Consider the following 15,825-nt stretch of genomic DNA (forward strand, 5'->3'; position numbering starts at 1 on the left):
ACTATTAAGCGGTCAGATCAGCGATCCGGCCGCTTTTCTTAACCATTTAGTCTAAACCTGAGTTGGGTGACGCGGCAACAAACACCACCTGCGGCTGTAACCCAACTAGAGGAGTGTTTAGACCATGCACCGCTGGCGGTTCAGCAGTCCCTAGTGATGACGCGAGCACCGAGACGGACGTTTCAACGCTGGGCCGCACTGATGCGAGGAGTGCCTGTCCCTGCCAGTTCTCCTCTCTAGCCAGCATTGATATCCTCTTTTGTCTCTCCCTCCCGGAAGTGCAATCCTCCCAATTTGTCCATGAGAAATTGCAGCGCGATCGCCTATGTTCACCGGGTTGACACTCTATAAAATTGGATCGCCTCAAGGTTGATGATGCTTGACTTACTGCAACGGTTTCAAGAGCTACCAGGAGTCTTTTCTCCAACTGTAGATGAGAAATACTTAAACAATTATACTTGCGAGAGCGATGAGCCCGATTTTTTGATCCCTCTGCCTTGTTTCGATATCCAGCTTGCGTTGCGGCAGTCTGGGGCTGGACCTGCAATCTCTGTGATTGAGCAAGCCAATCAAATTTTGCGAGTCTGGGCAGATGAGCACAATACTCCTTGCGATCGCTCCAGGAGCTAAACAAGACATGGATTGAGCCAACTGTGATCGGCGAGCAACTGTGGGCTTATCCCAATGCGCAGGCCGTGATGCGAATTCCAGTTGACCTGGGAGAACTCTGCCGATGGGAAATAGTTCAGCCTTTTTATGTCCAAGAGGTTGAGGTTGAGGGGTATGAGACGAGTGGCCACGAGCGAGCAGTGACGACCTACGCATTAGCGGAAAAGGTGGTATTGCAGCGCCCTGTGTTGCGGGAACAGGTAGAGTGCAGCAGTGGTTTTGAAGGGAATGCTACCTAGTTTTTCTATCAGGAGATGGAGTATCTTGCGGTCCCGTTCGCTTTGAAAAAGCGAGCTTCATATCGTTCGGGGAACCGAAAACTTCATACCCGGAGTGTTCCTCGACGCTCAAGGCTGCTTCAGCGCCCTTGATCAAGCAGTACTGGGAGGTTGTATTAAGCCCTAACCCATCGAATTGTGGGAAAATGTATCATATTAGGGCGATCGCTTCTGACCACTCTTTATCTTGGAGAGTGCCCGCTCGTCAGCATCTGCCTGTGCTTGCACAAAGCAATTCAGACCGTGCGGATTGCCCACATTGCTGGGCTGGCTTGCGTCTACTCATCCTTGCGGGTCTAGATTAGTGCTACCAGCCAACTCGCTACTCCTGGCTCTCTATGAAATTGATTCAACCTTATCAACCTCTCCTCCTTCGCTTGTTACATGGCCTCACGGGTCTATTTCTCGTGGTTGCAATCCTCACGGCTTTCTGGACTTACAACACCTATGATGGCCGCTGGGGAAGACTTCCATTACCCTCCTACCGAGAGATTGAAGGGATACATGGCACCTTTGGGTTATATACCTTGTTGGTATTCCCGGCGTTTGTGCTTTACGCCTTTCATCGCGGGCAGCAGCGGCTCGTTCAACTCGACTCCTTGGCTAAATTAGCTCAAATTGGTAAACCCATTGGGTGGTATACCTTAAATCGTTTGACCAATACCTTTGCCCTCTTGGCCTTAACGTTCGCCCTTTTCAGCGGCAAGATGATGGATGAAACCTGGTTGCCCAAGGGGGAATTAAATCATGCTTGGTACTATGCTCACTTAATCGCCTGGGTAATTATGGTAATGGCGATCGCGCTGCACCTGCTGATGAATGCCAAAGTGGGTGGAGTGCCCCTACTGCGGTCCATGCTCCACTGGAAGTTTCGGGAGCCAGATAGCCCCAAACTGTGGGCTAGCCACCTGTCCCAGTGGTGGTTTGGGGTTCGCCAAGGTACCTGGTTGCATTGGTGCTCATTGTCCCACCCTCTAGCTGGGCTAGAAATGGCGATCCTGCTCAGCTTGATGGCTGCCTGGGTGATTCCGCTGTTCAAGTAACTATCCTTGCAGCGATTGCAACGGCGGATGAACTAGGTCGCTCTAACTTGGTGCTTATAGCTACAATTTATAACTCTTAATGACGAAAAAATGAGGGCTGCTTAAGATCGAGAAGTTTTTGTCTGCGATCGCAATTTCTATGACAGCCCTCCATAACCAGGAACACACTAGCCAACAAGACATTCAGGCATTGACTCAAGCCGTTCTCCAGGACGGCTTTTGCATCCTGCGGCAACACTTTTCTCCAGATACATTGAGAAGCTGGCATCAAGCCTTTACTCCCTTGCTGGAAGAACACATTGCCCGCGAAGGAGATTTGCAAAATCGAGGGGCTGCTCGCTACTATGTCACCCTCCCGTTTCAAGCTCCTTTTGCCGACCCCAGCATTTACAAAGATGACACGATCTTGGCGATCGCGGCAGGGCTAGTGGGGGAAGATGCGGTGATGTGTCAGTTGGCAACCGATACACCCCTGTTAGGGTCAGACTATCAAGCCATTCATCGAGATGCACCTCCTTTGTTTCCAGAGATGGCTCAGGAAACTCCTCCCTTTCAACTAGCCATCAACTTTCCTCTCGTCGATGTCACCCTGGAAAATGGACCCTTTGAAGTGGCACGGGGAACTCATCTGCTTACTAAGGAAGAAGGGCTTCGCCGTCTGGAATCGGGGGAAGTCGAGCTAGAACCCATCACTTTGAACTTAGGGGATGTGATGATCCGAGATGTGCGAGGATTACACCGAGGCACTCCCAACCGCACCGACATTCCCCGTCCTATGGTGGTGATTGGTTATAGCCGCCGTTGGCTGTTCCGACCTGAGGTTTCAATTCAAGTACCTCGTGCAGCTTTAGAAACGCTCTCAGACCGCGCTCGTCATCTGTTACGGTTCAACCCGGTGGTTGAAACCTTAGAAGCCAAGACTGCTACAGAGATTTACCAATCTTACGCTTACTAGCCTCTGACTGCATTTGCAGTTTGACTGTAGTTCTTCAAAATCAGGACGGTGGAGCCTAAGCAAACTGCTGAGATACGATACCCGTAAGGGACTTTTTCTGATTCATCATGTCCTCTCAAATCAATGGCGATCGCATTGAGCAACAGGTCTATTAAATACAATCTCCCTACGCGATCGAATTCTTGACCGTTTTCATCGGGCTGAGCCTGCTCGGACTTGTAAAGTGGAAAGGATAGATTTAGGCTTGGGTTTGGCGCAAGAAATTGCTAGAGTGCACAAACGAAGCTTGATTCTCGGTCCCGTTGCACCTGGATAAACCACCTTTATCCAGGCTTTAGTAATGAAGCGCTAAAAGTATGTTGTGTGTGGTTTACCGCAGCGTACAAACCCTACTCCAAACAGGTTGAAATCCGCTCCTTATTTACGTTTCCGCCTTGTGGGAATCCAATCATAATAGAGAGAGTTTCAGTGTGGAGAACCGATTTTGTCTTTACCTACAACGGTTGCTAGCTCTACTTCTGCTCCTACAAGTCCATCAGGCTTGGGCAATGTTAAGACCCGCTTATGGATGCCAGATCGGGTTCTATTCACACCAGCAGCTTTAGAGGAGCCGTGGGGCCAGCGAATTCTGGAGCGGGTGCGATCGCTCAACTTGCCTGTTGAGGAGTTACCACGTAATCGCTTAACCAATTTGCGCGGAGAGACAGAGCGCGAAACCTATGACATTGCCAAGCGGACTTTAGCTGTAGTGACAGCACCGCCGAGCCAATTTAAGCTCAGCCCCATTCCTCCTTCAGCAGATTGGCAGTTTCACTTAGCCGAAGGCTGTCCTGCTCACTGTCAGTACTGCTACTTGGCGGGTAGTCTCCAGGGACCGCCAGTAATTCGAGCTTACGCTAACTTGCCGCAGATTTTAGACAATCTGGCTGCTTACGAACGTGCAGGTCAGGCGACCAGCTTTGAGGTTAGTTGCTACACCGATCCATTAGGAATTGAGCACCTCACAGGCAGTTTAGCCGAGTGTATCCGCTACTTTGGCACTCGCAAAGATGGTTATCTGCGCTGGGTCTCTAAGTTCGATGCTGTGGAGAATCTGTTAGACTTACCTCACAATAGGCACACCCGCTGTCGAGCCAGTGTAAATGCAGCACCTGTTTCGGGTCGCTTTGAGGGGGGTACGGCTTCGGTCCAGGCTCGGTTGGGTGCCTTGCGACGATTGGCCTTGCCACGGGGGCAGGGTGGCGGTGGTTATCCGATTGGTTTGGTGATCGCTCCGATTATGCCGATCGAGGATTGGCAGCAGCATTACACCCAACTACTCGATGACATCAGTACAGCTTTAGATTTTGACTGTGACTTGACGTTTGAGCTGATCTCCCACCGCTTCACTCCTGGCTCTAAAGAGGTGTTGCAGCAGTGGTATCCCCAAAGCAAGCTAGATCTAGACGAATCCACTCGCAGCGTCAAGCGCAATAAGTTCGGTGGCATTAAGTACGTCTACGACTCAGATACGATGAAGTCTCTCCGCCAGTTTTTCGAGCGTGAGCTTGCTCAGCGCTTTCCCAAAGCCCAAATCCTTTATTGGACCTAACTAATTCTTCTCTCTATCCGTCCAGCCTAGGTGAGGTTTGGGCGGATTTTGAGTCTGGCAGGATTAGCGGTAGAAGCGTTCCTCTAACCAAACTCGCACTTCATCCTCAGATTGCAGGTAGGTCTTCTGACCTGTTCTAGGATGGGTGACCGACCACCCATGAGACCCATCGCGATCGCTGACTTCTTGTATCTCTGGCTCCTCAGAACTGATCAGTGGGTTGGTTAAAATTTGTTTAAGGTTGAGCCAAAGCAAACGGCAAATATTAGAGGGGTTAATGGGCTGTCCCTGAGGAGCAGCCAATGACCAGCAGCGATCCAAGTGTTCTGTTTGTTGCTGGTCAGAAAATGTCTTGATCCCAGTGTCTACCAGCGATCGCCAAATGCGATCCAGGCGATCGCTAAAGGGTAAATGCTGGGGTTGCTGTTGGGATCTCAGATTAGCAATTAGTTCTAAATCGCGATAATTTTGCCACTGACTTTTCATAGCAACGCTCCATCCAATTGGCCTAACAAAATGAAGCGCGTTCCTTCGGGCTAAACCCTACTTCCGTCTCCTACTTAAATCTCACTTAGATTTCAGTCGAGCACACCTCAAAACAGGTGGAGATGAACGATTTTATTTCTGTATTAATTATGACAAAATTCTTGGCTTGCTACTAACTATGTTTTAGTCTCCTAACATTGATGGCTACCCATCGCCTTAGCCACCTTAGAAATCTACAGTCAGCCTGGATTTATCTTTCGGCCCATCATCCTGGGAACACTGGGGATTGCAAGCGTTGAATGCTTCCCCTGACCGATCTAGGCCGACAGCTCTAAGGATGAAACTGGGTGACGAATTATTTAACTGAGGAAACCATCTTTTCTCTAGGCGAAGTGATTTCAGAATCGATCGCCGCTGTAGAAACTTCTTTGTCTCAGCCTTTGGCGGCAGAAGTTGCTGCGAAAGTTCCTAAAGCTGCGATTCGCTCTAGCCTCCGGGCTTCTACCTGGGATGGGGTGTTTGCTACGCTCTTCAGCAACATCACCGGAGGCGTGCTACTCAGTAATTTTCTTGTAGAGCTAGATGCCAGCACGGTGCAAATTGGCATGCTGGCCTCGATCCCGATGGTGGCAAACTTGCTGCAACCCTTAGGTGCCTATTGGGCCGATCGCACCTCTAGCCGTCGGTGGTATGGCCTCTGTGTCTACGGAATTTCTCGTTTGCTGTGGTTACCGCTGGCGATCGAGATTTTGGCCTTTAGTGCCTACCCTACCAGCAACCAGACGATGATCATTGCCACGCTGGCTGCGTTGCTAGCGACTCATGTGTTAGGTGCGTTTGGTAGTGCTTCTTGGCTAGCTTGGTTAGCAGTATTGGTGCCTCGACAGCTACGGGGACGTTACTTTGGCTTTCGTAACAGTGCCTTTAGCTTGACTAGCTTGGTAGCCATGCCATTGTTAGGGCTAGCAGTTTCGCACTTTCCGGGGGGCAGCATTCAAGGCTTCGGTGTGTTCATGCTGGTGGGTATTGTGGCAGGGCTGCTCAGCTTAGCTTGTCAGTCGCAGATGACGGATGTGAATCCGCAAGCTCGCTTGACTGCTCCAGAACCTAAATCAAAGCCTACTGCTGATGCCACTGCTGCCTTCTCTGGCTCGGAAGCGGCTCATACCAGCATGTTTAAACATCCTCATTTCTTGATGTTTTTGCTCTACTTTGGGGTGTGGGCCTTTGGGGTGAATCTCTGCAATCCCTTCTTTAATCTGTATTTGCTGGATAACCTATCCATAGACGTGAGCTGGGTAACGCTCTACAACGGTCTCGGCGCAGGCGCGACATTACTGATGCTGGTGCTTTGGGGTAAATTAGCCGATCGCATTGGGAATCGTCCGATTCTTTTGCTAGATGGAGTGTTAGTTGCCATTATTCCTCTGCTTTGGTTAGGCACTAGCACTAATGCAGTGTCACTCTGGTTTTGGTTTCCCGTTCTACACCTGTTGGGGGGTGGGGCAGGAGCCGCGATCGACCTTTGCATTAATAATTTGCAGTTAGCGATCGCCCCAGTACGTCATCACACCACCTACTTTGCCATCACTGCCGCGATCGGTGGAGTCTGTGGCGCAATGGGAGCAATGGTTGGCGGTTGGCTAGCCCAATCCGCAGGCTCCAATGGCATCACAGAATTGTTTGTGGTTTCTAGTGGACTGCGATTGGTGGCGTTATTGCCGTTGTTCTGGCTGCAAGAACCGCAAAGCCGCCCCCTCGGACATGTTTGGCAACACCTGAAGCAACAAGCCGATTATTGGTTTTTAGGCATCAAGCCAATCGAGCTACCCATTGGCTGTAAATAAGCTGTAAATAAACTCTATGAATCTGCTCCCCTTTCCTTGAGGAAAGAGGCTGGGGCTTAGGTTTCAGGGCTGTGCTGCATGAGAAGATGAGGCTACAAAGTTCCATCAACGCTTCTCAGTCATGACTCAGATAGTAATTGTAGGGGCGGGGCCAGCGGGGGCAGCACTTGCTCTCCTTTTAGGGCAACGGGGTATCTCAGTCCAGCTCGTGGAAGCTTCTCCCACCTTTCGTCGCACTTTTCGGGGTGAGGGGCTGATGCCGAGCGGGTTGGATGCCCTAGAGCAAATGGGCTTATCCGCTCTGCTCGATCGCATTCCTCACCGCGCTTTGGATGCCTGGGAATTTTGGCTCAACCAGCGATCTCTGTTTCGAGTTGCAGAACCGATCGAACCGGGTGGTAAACCTTGCACCCTAGTTTCGCAAACGGCTTTGCTAGAGGTGCTCATTGAGCAAGCAAGGGCTTATTCTGGCTTTGAGCTGGTACAGGGAACCCCGGTGCAAGACTTGTTGTGGCATGAGCAACGAGTGGCAGGGATCAAGCTTAGCGATGGTCGGGAGCTAAGTGCAGACTTGGTGATTGGCACGGATGGTCGCAATTCTATTGTTCGCCAGCGATCGCGCTTAGTCTTAGAACAACAGTCTCAAAGTTTTGACATCCTTTGGTTCAAGCTAGCCGACCATCACCGATTTGAGTCAGAAAATGTTTTTTACTCGATTTTGCAAGATCGTGATGCTTTAGGTTTATTTCGTAGTTCTGAAGGCGAGCTGCAGGTGGGCTGGGCCTTGCGTCCATCTGAAGCAAAAGATTGGCAGCAAATAAATTGGGCTGAGCGACTAGCCGCCACTTCTCCAGATTGGCTGGCTGAGCATTTTCGCCAAAACGCCGCTACCTTAGAAGGCCCGATTCTACTGTCGGTGGTCGCGGGACGCTGCCCCCAATGGTCTGTTCCAGGGCTATTGCTCCTGGGAGATGCGGCTCATCCTATGTCTCCGATTCGCGCCCAAGGCATCAACATGGCTTTGCGTGATGTCCTAGTGACTGCAAATCATCTGGTGCCGTTACTACAGCAAGGGGTATTACCCGCAGCTATTGACGCAGTGTTGCCAAGAATTCAGGCGGATCGCGAACCAGAAATTATCCGAGTGCAGCAACTTCAGCGCCAAGAAGCGGCCCAAGCCGATCTCCTAGAACATAGTGCCTTTCTGCGTTGGGGAGCTAGCCAGTTTGCACCTTTTCTCGGCCCCTTGGTGCGATACTCTTGGGTCAAACGCCAGCATCAGTTACGCCAAGGCGTAGCGCCAATCCAACTGTTGGTTTAGTTGCTTAGATTACTTAGTTTGTTAAATGAAATGGCTGAAGTTATCTCACTGAAAATATTAGTACTCTGCAAATGGGCAGGCTAATGTATGAAAGTAGTGACTTTAACCTATGCCGCAGAGTATCCGAGTCAAGCATCCGAGCGCGAATTTCTTCGGAGGATATAACCGGATTATCCTGGCTACCTTTTCGTTAGTCACTGTCGTCTCATGCGGGCTATTTTACTTACAATTTCGTTCTCGTTACCAGAATGAAGTTGCACAGTTGCAAACCAAATTTTTAGAAGAATCATCAAGCCTCAACTATATGGTTAAAGGGGCCTCTGACCATATTAGTGCCCTGAACACCGAGGCAGAATTTCATCTAGCAACTCATGCTCCAGGTGAGCCATCTTCCAAACTCTTCTCTCAACTAGAAAATTTGCCTGGTAAAGACCACTACGCTCTGGATCGTATCCAGCTTCCTTTTACCGAGGAGATGGTAGCAGGCTTGAGCGGCAAAGGCTCGTTAGAGCAGATGTCACCAGAGGTCAAGCGAGATGTGGAGATGGCGATCGCGCTCAATGCTCTTTTTCAATCATCCAAAAAAAATATACCCAATCTGGCTTGGGTGTATTACCTGTCGAAAAATAAGTTTCAGAGTCTTTATCCTTGGGTGTCCAGCAAAGATCATTTGTTTGTAGAGAGTGATTACAACCAAGATTTTTACAGGCTAGGATTACCCGAAAATAATCCCCAACGTCAGCGTTTCTGGACCCGCGCCTATACAGATACAGCCGGTAAAGGCTTGATGGTGACAGTTGCCGAGCCTATCTATGACAAAGATACTTTTCTCGGAACCGTCGCTTTAGATTTCACCCTAGATGTCCTGAACGATTTTATTAAAAACGCGGAAACTCAGCGCGATCGCCAAGCGAATTTATTTGTAATTAACCAATACGATCAGTTGTTGGCTCACCCCTATCTAGTTCGCTCTACAGATAAGGACGTGAAACCAGCTCAAGTAGCATTGCCACTCAAGCTCCAAAGCCAATTAAAGCAAATCTTACAAGCTCCAGCGGATCAAGTTAACGCTGTTGATTCCTACTTAGTTTTGCATCATCCCTTAACCAATGCTCCCTGGCAGTTAGTTCTCTGGATACCTCAGCAAGCGATCGTTTTGAAGGCTTTGTCTGGGACGAGTTGGCTATTTCTAGTGCTTCTCCCTGGACTAGGTTTAATTCTCGTAGCCGCAAGTCATCTGACACGCCGAGATTTCATTGAGCCTGCTCGCAAATTGGTAGAACATATTGAAACTGCCAGCCAAGGATCTGGTCAAGCATTCATCTCTAAAAAATTAGATATCCCTAGAAGTTGGCAACCTTGGTTTGAGAGAATTTCTCGAATTTTTGATGAAAACCGCAGCTTGTTGCAAACCCTAGAAGCCTATACCCAAGAACTAGAAGCCAAGAATGCCGCCCTCCAAACCACAGAAAACTTGCTGGCTGAAAATAATCGCAATCTAGAGCAACAAGTAGAAGAGCGAACTAATCAGCTGCAACAGGTGATTGCAACATTGCGTCAGCAAACTCAAGATTTGGAAAGTGCTTTGCAAGAACTGCAACAAACTCAGTCACGGTTGATTCAAAGCGAGAAGATGTCGAGTCTTGGACAACTGGTGGCAGGTGTGGCGCATGAAATCAACAATCCCGTCAATTTTATCTATGGCAATCTAGCTCCTGCTCATGATTACACTCAGGAGCTACTGAACCTGATTAGTTTGTATCAAGAGCACTATCCTCAGCCAGTTGCTGCGATCGCGGCTGAGGCAGAGGCAATGGATCTAGAGTTTCTCAGGGCAGATTTACCCAAGTTGATGTCTTCTATGCAGATGGGGGCCGAGCGGATTCGACAGATTGTGCTTTCGCTCCGCAACTTCTCCCGTCTAGATGAAGCCGAATTTAAAGCGGTTGACATCCACCAAGGAATTGATAGTACCTTGATTATTTTGGAGAATCGCCTCAAAGCTAAGCCAGAGCACCCTGCGATCGCTGTGACTAAAGAATATGGCAACTTGCCGTTGGTGGAGTGCTACGCAGGACAGCTCAACCAAGTATTCATGAATGTACTGACGAATGCGATCGATGCTTTGGAGCAAAACAATCAACCCAGCGGACAAGAGTTGGTAGCGTCACCGAGGCATATCCACATCAGCACCCACCTCAACCGCAACAATCGAGTGGTGATCAAGATCTCTGACAATGGTCCAGGTATGCCACCAGAAGTAAAGCAGCGAATCTTTGATCCCTTCTTCACAACCAAACCAGTGGGCAAGGGAACGGGCATGGGCATGTCTATTAGCTACCAAATTATCACTGAGAATCACGGTGGCTCGCTGGATTGTATCTCCATTCCGGGACAAGGCACCCAATTTGTCATTGAGATTCCTTTCCAGCAGCAAAGCGACGCCCTACGGTAAGAAACGGCTAACCGGAATTATTTTTGTCAGGTAGTAGCTGGAAAAATTGGTAAGCGGTTGCTGTGGTAGCTTGAGCGACTTCCTCAATAGGTTTGGCGATCGCGCTGGCTACAGTCTGCAAAACCTGGGGTAGAAAGGCAGGCTCATTCCGTCCCCCCTTAGGTTTAGGGCGCAGCGTTCTAGGGGTTAAGTAAGGTGCATCTGTTTCTAGCATCAATCGATCTAAGGGAATCTGGGCTACCAACTCTTGCAGATGTAAACCCCGCCGCTCATCACAGATCCAGCCAGTGATGCCAATGTGTAAATCCCAGTCTAGATAAGCTTTTAGTTCTTCCACGTTGCCCGTGAAACAATGCACTACGGCTGCGGTTAATTGGCTACGGTACGGCTGGAGAATTTCCAAGAAGCGTTGATGAGCATCTCGTTCATGAAGAAAGAGGGGTAGCTTTAGTTCGCAAGCGAGTTGAAGCTGGGCCTCAAACCAGTATTCTTGCTCGGGGCGAGGTGAATAATCACGGTTAAAGTCCAGCCCACATTCACCGATCGCAACCACTTCTGGATGACTGCTTAACTCTCGTAAGCGGCTAACAGTGGCTGCATCACAATGCCGCACATCATGAGGATGCACCCCTGCGGTTGAGTACAAAGTGCCTGGATAGTGCCTGGCTAGAACTTGAGCTGCCTGGCTGGTATCTACTGTAGTGCCTGTGAGGATCATAGTGCCAACTCCTGCGGCGATCGCTCGCTCAATGACGAGTGGGCGATCGTGATCGAAGGCAGCGTTGGTCAGATTAACCCCAATGTCCACTAATGACATCACCACTTCCATGCTTCCTTTAACCAATCTGTTAGAGCAGGAGTACTAGAACGAAAAAGCCTCCTGCAATGAGGAGGCGAGTGACTGATCTTTGAGAAAACCGCTTAAGCGGTTGGAGAAACCTTGTCTTTGAAGACTTTGCCAGCACTGAAGGCTGGAACTTTAGTCGCTGGAATCTTCATCGTTTCGCCAGTCTTAGGATTGCGGCCTTCCCGTGCTTGGCGTTCTCTGGGTTCAAAAGTACCAAATCCAATCAGGGTGACCTTTTCACCTGAAGCGACCGTTTCCTGAATGGTGTCAAACACAGCACTCAAGATGGCGTCAGCTTGTTTTTTGGTCACGTTGGCTTTTGCAGCGACTGCATCTACCAATTCTCCCTTGTTCATTTAAAAACCTCACAACACTTGGTGTGATTATAGTTCAGGTTCTTACCAGTGATCACAAGTTCTCACTAAGTCTAAAGACTTATCCTCTTGAGGCTTCCTGAAAATATCAGAGCTTTGTATGATGCTCTTGAACTCTAATTGCTAAGACAGCACTTCCTATGGCTAATTCTTCAACTTCTCCTACCGCTATCCTCACCAATCTCCTGGAAGCAGATGCTACTCTCGCAACTCAAGAAGCAGAAATTACAATACAACTGGAGGCCTTGCGGGAGAAGCGTCAGAGCCTCAAAACAGTGATTGATCTATTTTCTACCACAACGGCTCCTGCGACATCTACTCAAGCAGCCGCTGCTCTCTCTGCATCAAAGCCACCTGCTACGGCTGCGCCTAAACCTACAGCTACTCCTGAGGCCACGGCTGCATCTACTACGGCTCCCGAACCCGCTGCGGCTCCCGAACCGACTGCCACCAGAGGCCGTCAAGCGACCAAGGCCACCAAGAAACCCCGGCAATCTAGAAATTGGCAGGATTATTTGCAAGACCCATTTCGTCAGACTTCGTTGCCTGTAGCTATTACTACGGTTTTCCAGCAGCAACCTAAGCAGCTCTTGAGCGTTCCTGATCTGATCAACGCCATCTTCACGGCTGAGATTCCTCAAGATGTGCGGAACAAGGCTCGCGATCGCATGTTAAACATCCTCTCTACTGGAGCGAAGGATGGACAATGGTTTCGAGGCAAAAAAGGTCAATATAGTTTGACTAAGGCCGCTGCTGAGGGTAGCCGTTAGTCTACTATCAGCCTGGATCAGCCTGAAGAGTTCTAAGCTAAGTTGATTTTGCGAAGCGCTGAGCTTGTGAGCAGATGTGGCTGTTGCGACAGATGCTCCTCGGCATCTTCTCTACTGCTAGGGTCTTGTCTTAAGGGGATGACTCTAGTGATGCAATGCTCTGATTTTGACTCAAGCTCTGCCTGCTTAGCGAAATTGCAACTGGTTTAAGGATTTAAGGATGGTAACGATAGGGGGATTATCATGCGTTGTTTGAGTTGTATCTTTTGTACGTTGAAGTACATTGAAAATGTATGTTGAAAAGAACTTGGTGCGGCTCTTAGATACTAGATAGTACAATTGTACATGGAGTTGTTGCTCCTGGGTGAGCGAAAGGGAATCTGTCTTGGCAACCAAGCTGCTAATCGTTGAAAGTCCTGGTAAAGTCAAAAAGCTGAGTCAAATTCTGGGATCAGATTGGCTAGTCAAGGCCAGTATGGGGCATATTCGCGAACTCGCCCATGATGGTGAAGATGCTTTGGGCTTCGATCTAGACCATAACTCCGTGAAGTGCCGCTTTATGGCGCGAGGCACTAGGGGCAAAGAAACCATTCAACAACTACGATCGGCGGTGAAGCAAGTTAAAACTGTGGTGCTAGCAACTGACTACGATCGCGAGGGAGAAACGATCGCTTGGCACATTCAGCAAGCGCTCAATCTCAAACAGCCTCAACGGGTGGTTTACACAGAAATCACCCCAAATGCCGTGAGAGCCGCGATCGCCCAACCCCGCTCGATCGATCTCAATCTAGTAAACTCTGGTTTGTGCCGCACGGTTCTAGATAAGCTGGTCGGGTTCAAAGGCTCTCCCTTGCTTTGGCAATTGCACAACGGCGCTAAAAGTATGGGGCGCGTTCAAAGTGCGACATTGCATATCGTTTGCGATCGCGAACGGCAAATCCAAGCCTTTGTGCCCCAAGACTATTGGAGCGTGTTTGTCGATTATGCCGAAGGTTTGCGAGCTTATTACCGCAGCCAACCGACAGAAGCCAAGGCTGAGACAACCCAACCTGATGATGCGGCCCAAAAAGCAGAAGGGCAAATTCCGGAATCCGATCGCGTGACCTCTCAAGCGGCTGCCGATCGCTTAGTCGAAATTGCTCAACAAAATCCGCATCACGTCGTTTCTGTGGAAGGTAAGACGGCAACTCGCACTCCACCCCCTCCCTTTATCACTTCAACGCTGCAACAAGCGGCAGGGTCTCGCTTGCGGTTCAGTCCTGAGAAGACCATGCAGGTGGCGCAATCTCTCTACGAAGCGGGACTGATTACCTACATGCGAACCGATAGTATTGCCCTCAGCCCTGAGTTTTGTACCCAAGCAAGACAGTGGTTAGAGGCACATGACCCAGACAACGTGCCGAAAAAGGTGACCCAGCACCGCAAAGCGAAAGGCGCACAGGAAGCTCATGAAGCGATTCGACCGACAGATGTTTATCGTCCTTCTAAAGAATTGCGGGTTGAACTGGCTGCGGATGCCTTCGACTTATATGTGCTGATTTGGAAACGGGCGATCGCTTCGCAATGCCAGGCCGCTCGACTGCGACAAACGCAAATTGTCACTCAATCAGGTTCCATATTTTGGCAAGCGAAAGGGCAGGTGATCGAGTTTTTGGGTTACAGCAAGTATTGGCCTAACCTGAGCGCAGATGCCGAGCTACCCACGCTAGCTCCTCAGCAAGCCCTGACGCTGCAACAGGCAGCACATGAGCAGAAGCAAACCCAACCCCCATTGCGCTACAGCGAACCCAAGCTAGTACAAGTGATGGAGCGCAGAGGCATTGGTCGTCCTAGCACCTACGCTCCTACCATCCAGACACTGAAGCAACGGCTGTATGTGGAGGTCGTCAAAGGGCATTTGCAACCCACCAGTTTAGGGTTAGAAGTGGATAGCTTTTTGCAAGATGCCTTACCCGATCTGCTAGAAGCTAAATTTACCGCCCAGATGGAGCAGGCTTTAGACCAAATTGCTGACGGAAAACAAGATTGGCAAACCTACCTCACCGCCTGGAATCGAGAGTACTTCACGCCGGCGCTGACAAAAGCGAGACAAGTGATTCCAGCACATCTGACGACAAATCCTGCCCCGCACCCTGAAAAAGCATTGAACTTGTCGCGGACTCGTTGCCCGCAATGCCAAAATTACTTGGCTAAAATTCCTAGCAGCAAAGTCAAGAAAAAGTACTTCCTCAAGTGCGTCAGTGGTTGTGAAGACGTAGTGCTATTTTGGAGCGATCGCAGTCGTAAGTGGGAGCGTCCTCGCAACCAAACCCAGGCGTCAGCCTCACTGCCATCTCAGCTCACAGAATATCCTTGCCCGATTTGCCAAAAGCCTTTAGAAACCTATACCTACGAAAAAGCAGGTCAAGCCAAGCAATTGCTGCGTTGCTCCGACGCTCAGGCTAGGGGTAATAGCCAACATAAAGAAGCGGTCTACTTCCATACAGCCCAAGGTTGGTGGAGTCCTAAGTTCGGGGAGTTGCAGCCTATATCGATCCTCAGTGATTGATGAAAACGCGCCATACATAAAGACCTTTGGGAAATTAAAGGTCTGGCGATGGGTCCGGGCTGATGTCTCTACCACTCCACTTCCTCCGGCTAAGCGACGGGGAAAGAAGCAGCCGGGCAATGCACCTGACTTCGATTTGTGCACCCATTTGTACCGCATCCGTGGGGTGAACTTTACACAGATCGATGGAGTTGGCGTGCTCATGGTGCTGGCGGTGCTGTCGGAGTTGGGACTGGACCCATCTCGCTTCGCGACCTCGAAGCATTTTGTCTCTTGGTTAGGTCTGTGCCCAGAAAGCCGCATTACGGGTGGTAAATGCAAAAGTTCTAAAACTCGTCAGGTGGCGAACCGGGTGGCTACAGCTCTCCGGATGGCAGCCCAGACATTGGTTCGTTCTCATTCTCTCATTCAGCCCTGGGTGCCTTTTACCGTCGCCTGCAAGCCCGTCTAGGTGCTCCCAAGGCAATTACAGCGACAGCTCACAAGTGGGCTCGTATCTTCTATCATTTCTGGACCTCAGGTGGCACCTACTCCCTTCCCATCGTAAGATCGAGAAAAGGCTAGGGAGTCGCCATGAATCGAACTCAAGTCTTCGAGCCCAGCCTTTTGATGCAGACGAGTGGCAGAGACTTTACTACCGC

15 protein-coding genes and 1 riboswitch are annotated in these 15,825 nt (G+C 49.8%); of the genes, 12 read left to right on the forward strand and 3 right to left on the reverse strand.

Annotation, left to right across the window (positions count from 1 at the left end):
* Positions 1–66: 66 nt before the first annotated feature.
* The 6 genes from H6F90_RS16235 to H6F90_RS16260 all read left to right on the forward strand — a co-directional run bounded on the left by H6F90_RS16235 (position 67) and on the right by H6F90_RS16260 (position 4,536).
* On the forward strand, positions 67–240 hold the full coding sequence (locus tag H6F90_RS16235) for a hypothetical protein (protein ID WP_190553430.1): 174 nt from the start codon (positions 67–69) through the stop codon (positions 238–240).
* Between the two features lie 132 nt (positions 241–372).
* Positions 373–630, forward strand: a complete 258-nt coding sequence (locus tag H6F90_RS16240) for a hypothetical protein (protein WP_190553431.1) — start codon at positions 373–375, stop codon at positions 628–630.
* Positions 609–908 (forward strand): hypothetical protein, encoded by a 300-nt coding sequence (locus H6F90_RS16245; RefSeq protein WP_206756184.1) that lies wholly within the window; start codon positions 609–611, stop codon positions 906–908. Before H6F90_RS16240 ends, H6F90_RS16245 begins: the two co-directional genes overlap by 22 nt.
* Positions 909–1,285: 377 nt before the next feature.
* The gene (locus H6F90_RS16250) at positions 1,286–1,990 is read left to right on the forward strand and encodes a cytochrome b/b6 domain-containing protein (protein WP_190553433.1); all 705 of its coding nucleotides are present in this window, start codon (positions 1,286–1,288) and stop codon (positions 1,988–1,990) included.
* Between the two features lie 139 nt (positions 1,991–2,129).
* A complete protein-coding gene (locus tag H6F90_RS16255; protein WP_190553434.1) occupies positions 2,130–2,945 on the forward strand; it encodes a phytanoyl-CoA dioxygenase family protein in 816 nt (271 codons plus the stop codon).
* Positions 2,946–3,429: 484 nt separating this feature from the next.
* Complete coding sequence (locus H6F90_RS16260) at positions 3,430–4,536, forward strand: spore photoproduct lyase family protein (protein ID WP_242024505.1); 1,107 nt, start codon at positions 3,430–3,432, stop codon at positions 4,534–4,536.
* A gap of 63 nt (positions 4,537–4,599) precedes the next feature.
* Here the strand turns inward: H6F90_RS16260 and H6F90_RS16265 are convergent, their stop codons facing one another.
* Complete coding sequence (locus H6F90_RS16265; protein ID WP_190553435.1) at positions 4,600–5,022, reverse strand: hypothetical protein; 423 nt, start codon at positions 5,020–5,022, stop codon at positions 4,600–4,602.
* A 34-nt stretch (positions 5,023–5,056) separates the two neighbouring features.
* Positions 5,057–5,153: riboswitch (Glutamine riboswitch) on the reverse strand.
* A gap of 216 nt (positions 5,154–5,369) precedes the next feature.
* Between H6F90_RS16265 and H6F90_RS16270 the strand changes: the two genes are divergently transcribed.
* From H6F90_RS16270 to H6F90_RS30115, 3 genes are all read left to right on the forward strand, one after another.
* The gene (locus H6F90_RS16270) at positions 5,370–6,869 is read left to right on the forward strand and encodes an MFS transporter (protein WP_199295971.1); all 1,500 of its coding nucleotides are present in this window, start codon (positions 5,370–5,372) and stop codon (positions 6,867–6,869) included.
* Between the two features lie 121 nt (positions 6,870–6,990).
* The gene (locus tag H6F90_RS16275) at positions 6,991–8,190 is read left to right on the forward strand and encodes an FAD-dependent oxidoreductase (protein WP_190553436.1); all 1,200 of its coding nucleotides are present in this window, start codon (positions 6,991–6,993) and stop codon (positions 8,188–8,190) included.
* A gap of 109 nt (positions 8,191–8,299) precedes the next feature.
* Positions 8,300–10,645 carry an ATP-binding protein gene (locus tag H6F90_RS30115; protein ID WP_199295972.1) on the forward strand — a complete coding sequence of 782 codons (2,346 nt, stop codon included), beginning with the start codon at positions 8,300–8,302 and terminating at the stop codon, positions 10,643–10,645.
* 7 nt (positions 10,646–10,652) lie between these two features.
* Here the strand turns inward: H6F90_RS30115 and H6F90_RS16285 are convergent, their stop codons facing one another.
* Both H6F90_RS16285 and H6F90_RS16290 read right to left on the reverse strand, forming a co-directional pair.
* Positions 10,653–11,462: a TatD family hydrolase gene (locus H6F90_RS16285; RefSeq protein WP_190553437.1), complete on the reverse strand. Its 810-nt coding sequence runs from the start codon at positions 11,460–11,462 to the stop codon at positions 10,653–10,655.
* A 104-nt stretch (positions 11,463–11,566) separates the two neighbouring features.
* Complete coding sequence (locus tag H6F90_RS16290; protein WP_190442919.1) at positions 11,567–11,848, reverse strand: HU family DNA-binding protein; 282 nt, start codon at positions 11,846–11,848, stop codon at positions 11,567–11,569.
* A 158-nt stretch (positions 11,849–12,006) separates the two neighbouring features.
* On the opposite strand from H6F90_RS16290, the gene H6F90_RS16295 reads away from it, so the two are divergent.
* The 3 genes from H6F90_RS16295 to H6F90_RS30120 all read left to right on the forward strand — a co-directional run bounded on the left by H6F90_RS16295 (position 12,007) and on the right by H6F90_RS30120 (position 15,635).
* The gene (locus H6F90_RS16295; RefSeq protein ID WP_190553438.1) at positions 12,007–12,636 is read left to right on the forward strand and encodes a hypothetical protein; all 630 of its coding nucleotides are present in this window, start codon (positions 12,007–12,009) and stop codon (positions 12,634–12,636) included.
* A 364-nt stretch (positions 12,637–13,000) separates the two neighbouring features.
* Positions 13,001–15,184 (forward strand): type I DNA topoisomerase, encoded by a 2,184-nt coding sequence (gene topA / locus H6F90_RS16300; protein ID WP_370588031.1) that lies wholly within the window; start codon positions 13,001–13,003, stop codon positions 15,182–15,184.
* Positions 15,185–15,350: 166 nt separating this feature from the next.
* Positions 15,351–15,635: a transposase gene (locus tag H6F90_RS30120; RefSeq protein ID WP_199295973.1), complete on the forward strand. Its 285-nt coding sequence runs from the start codon at positions 15,351–15,353 to the stop codon at positions 15,633–15,635.
* The last annotated feature ends 190 nt before the right edge of the window (positions 15,636–15,825 follow it).

It is taken from the genome of Trichocoleus sp. FACHB-591 (assembly GCF_014695845.1).
In the GTDB taxonomy this organism is placed as follows: domain Bacteria; phylum Cyanobacteriota; class Cyanobacteriia; order FACHB-46; family FACHB-46; genus Trichocoleus.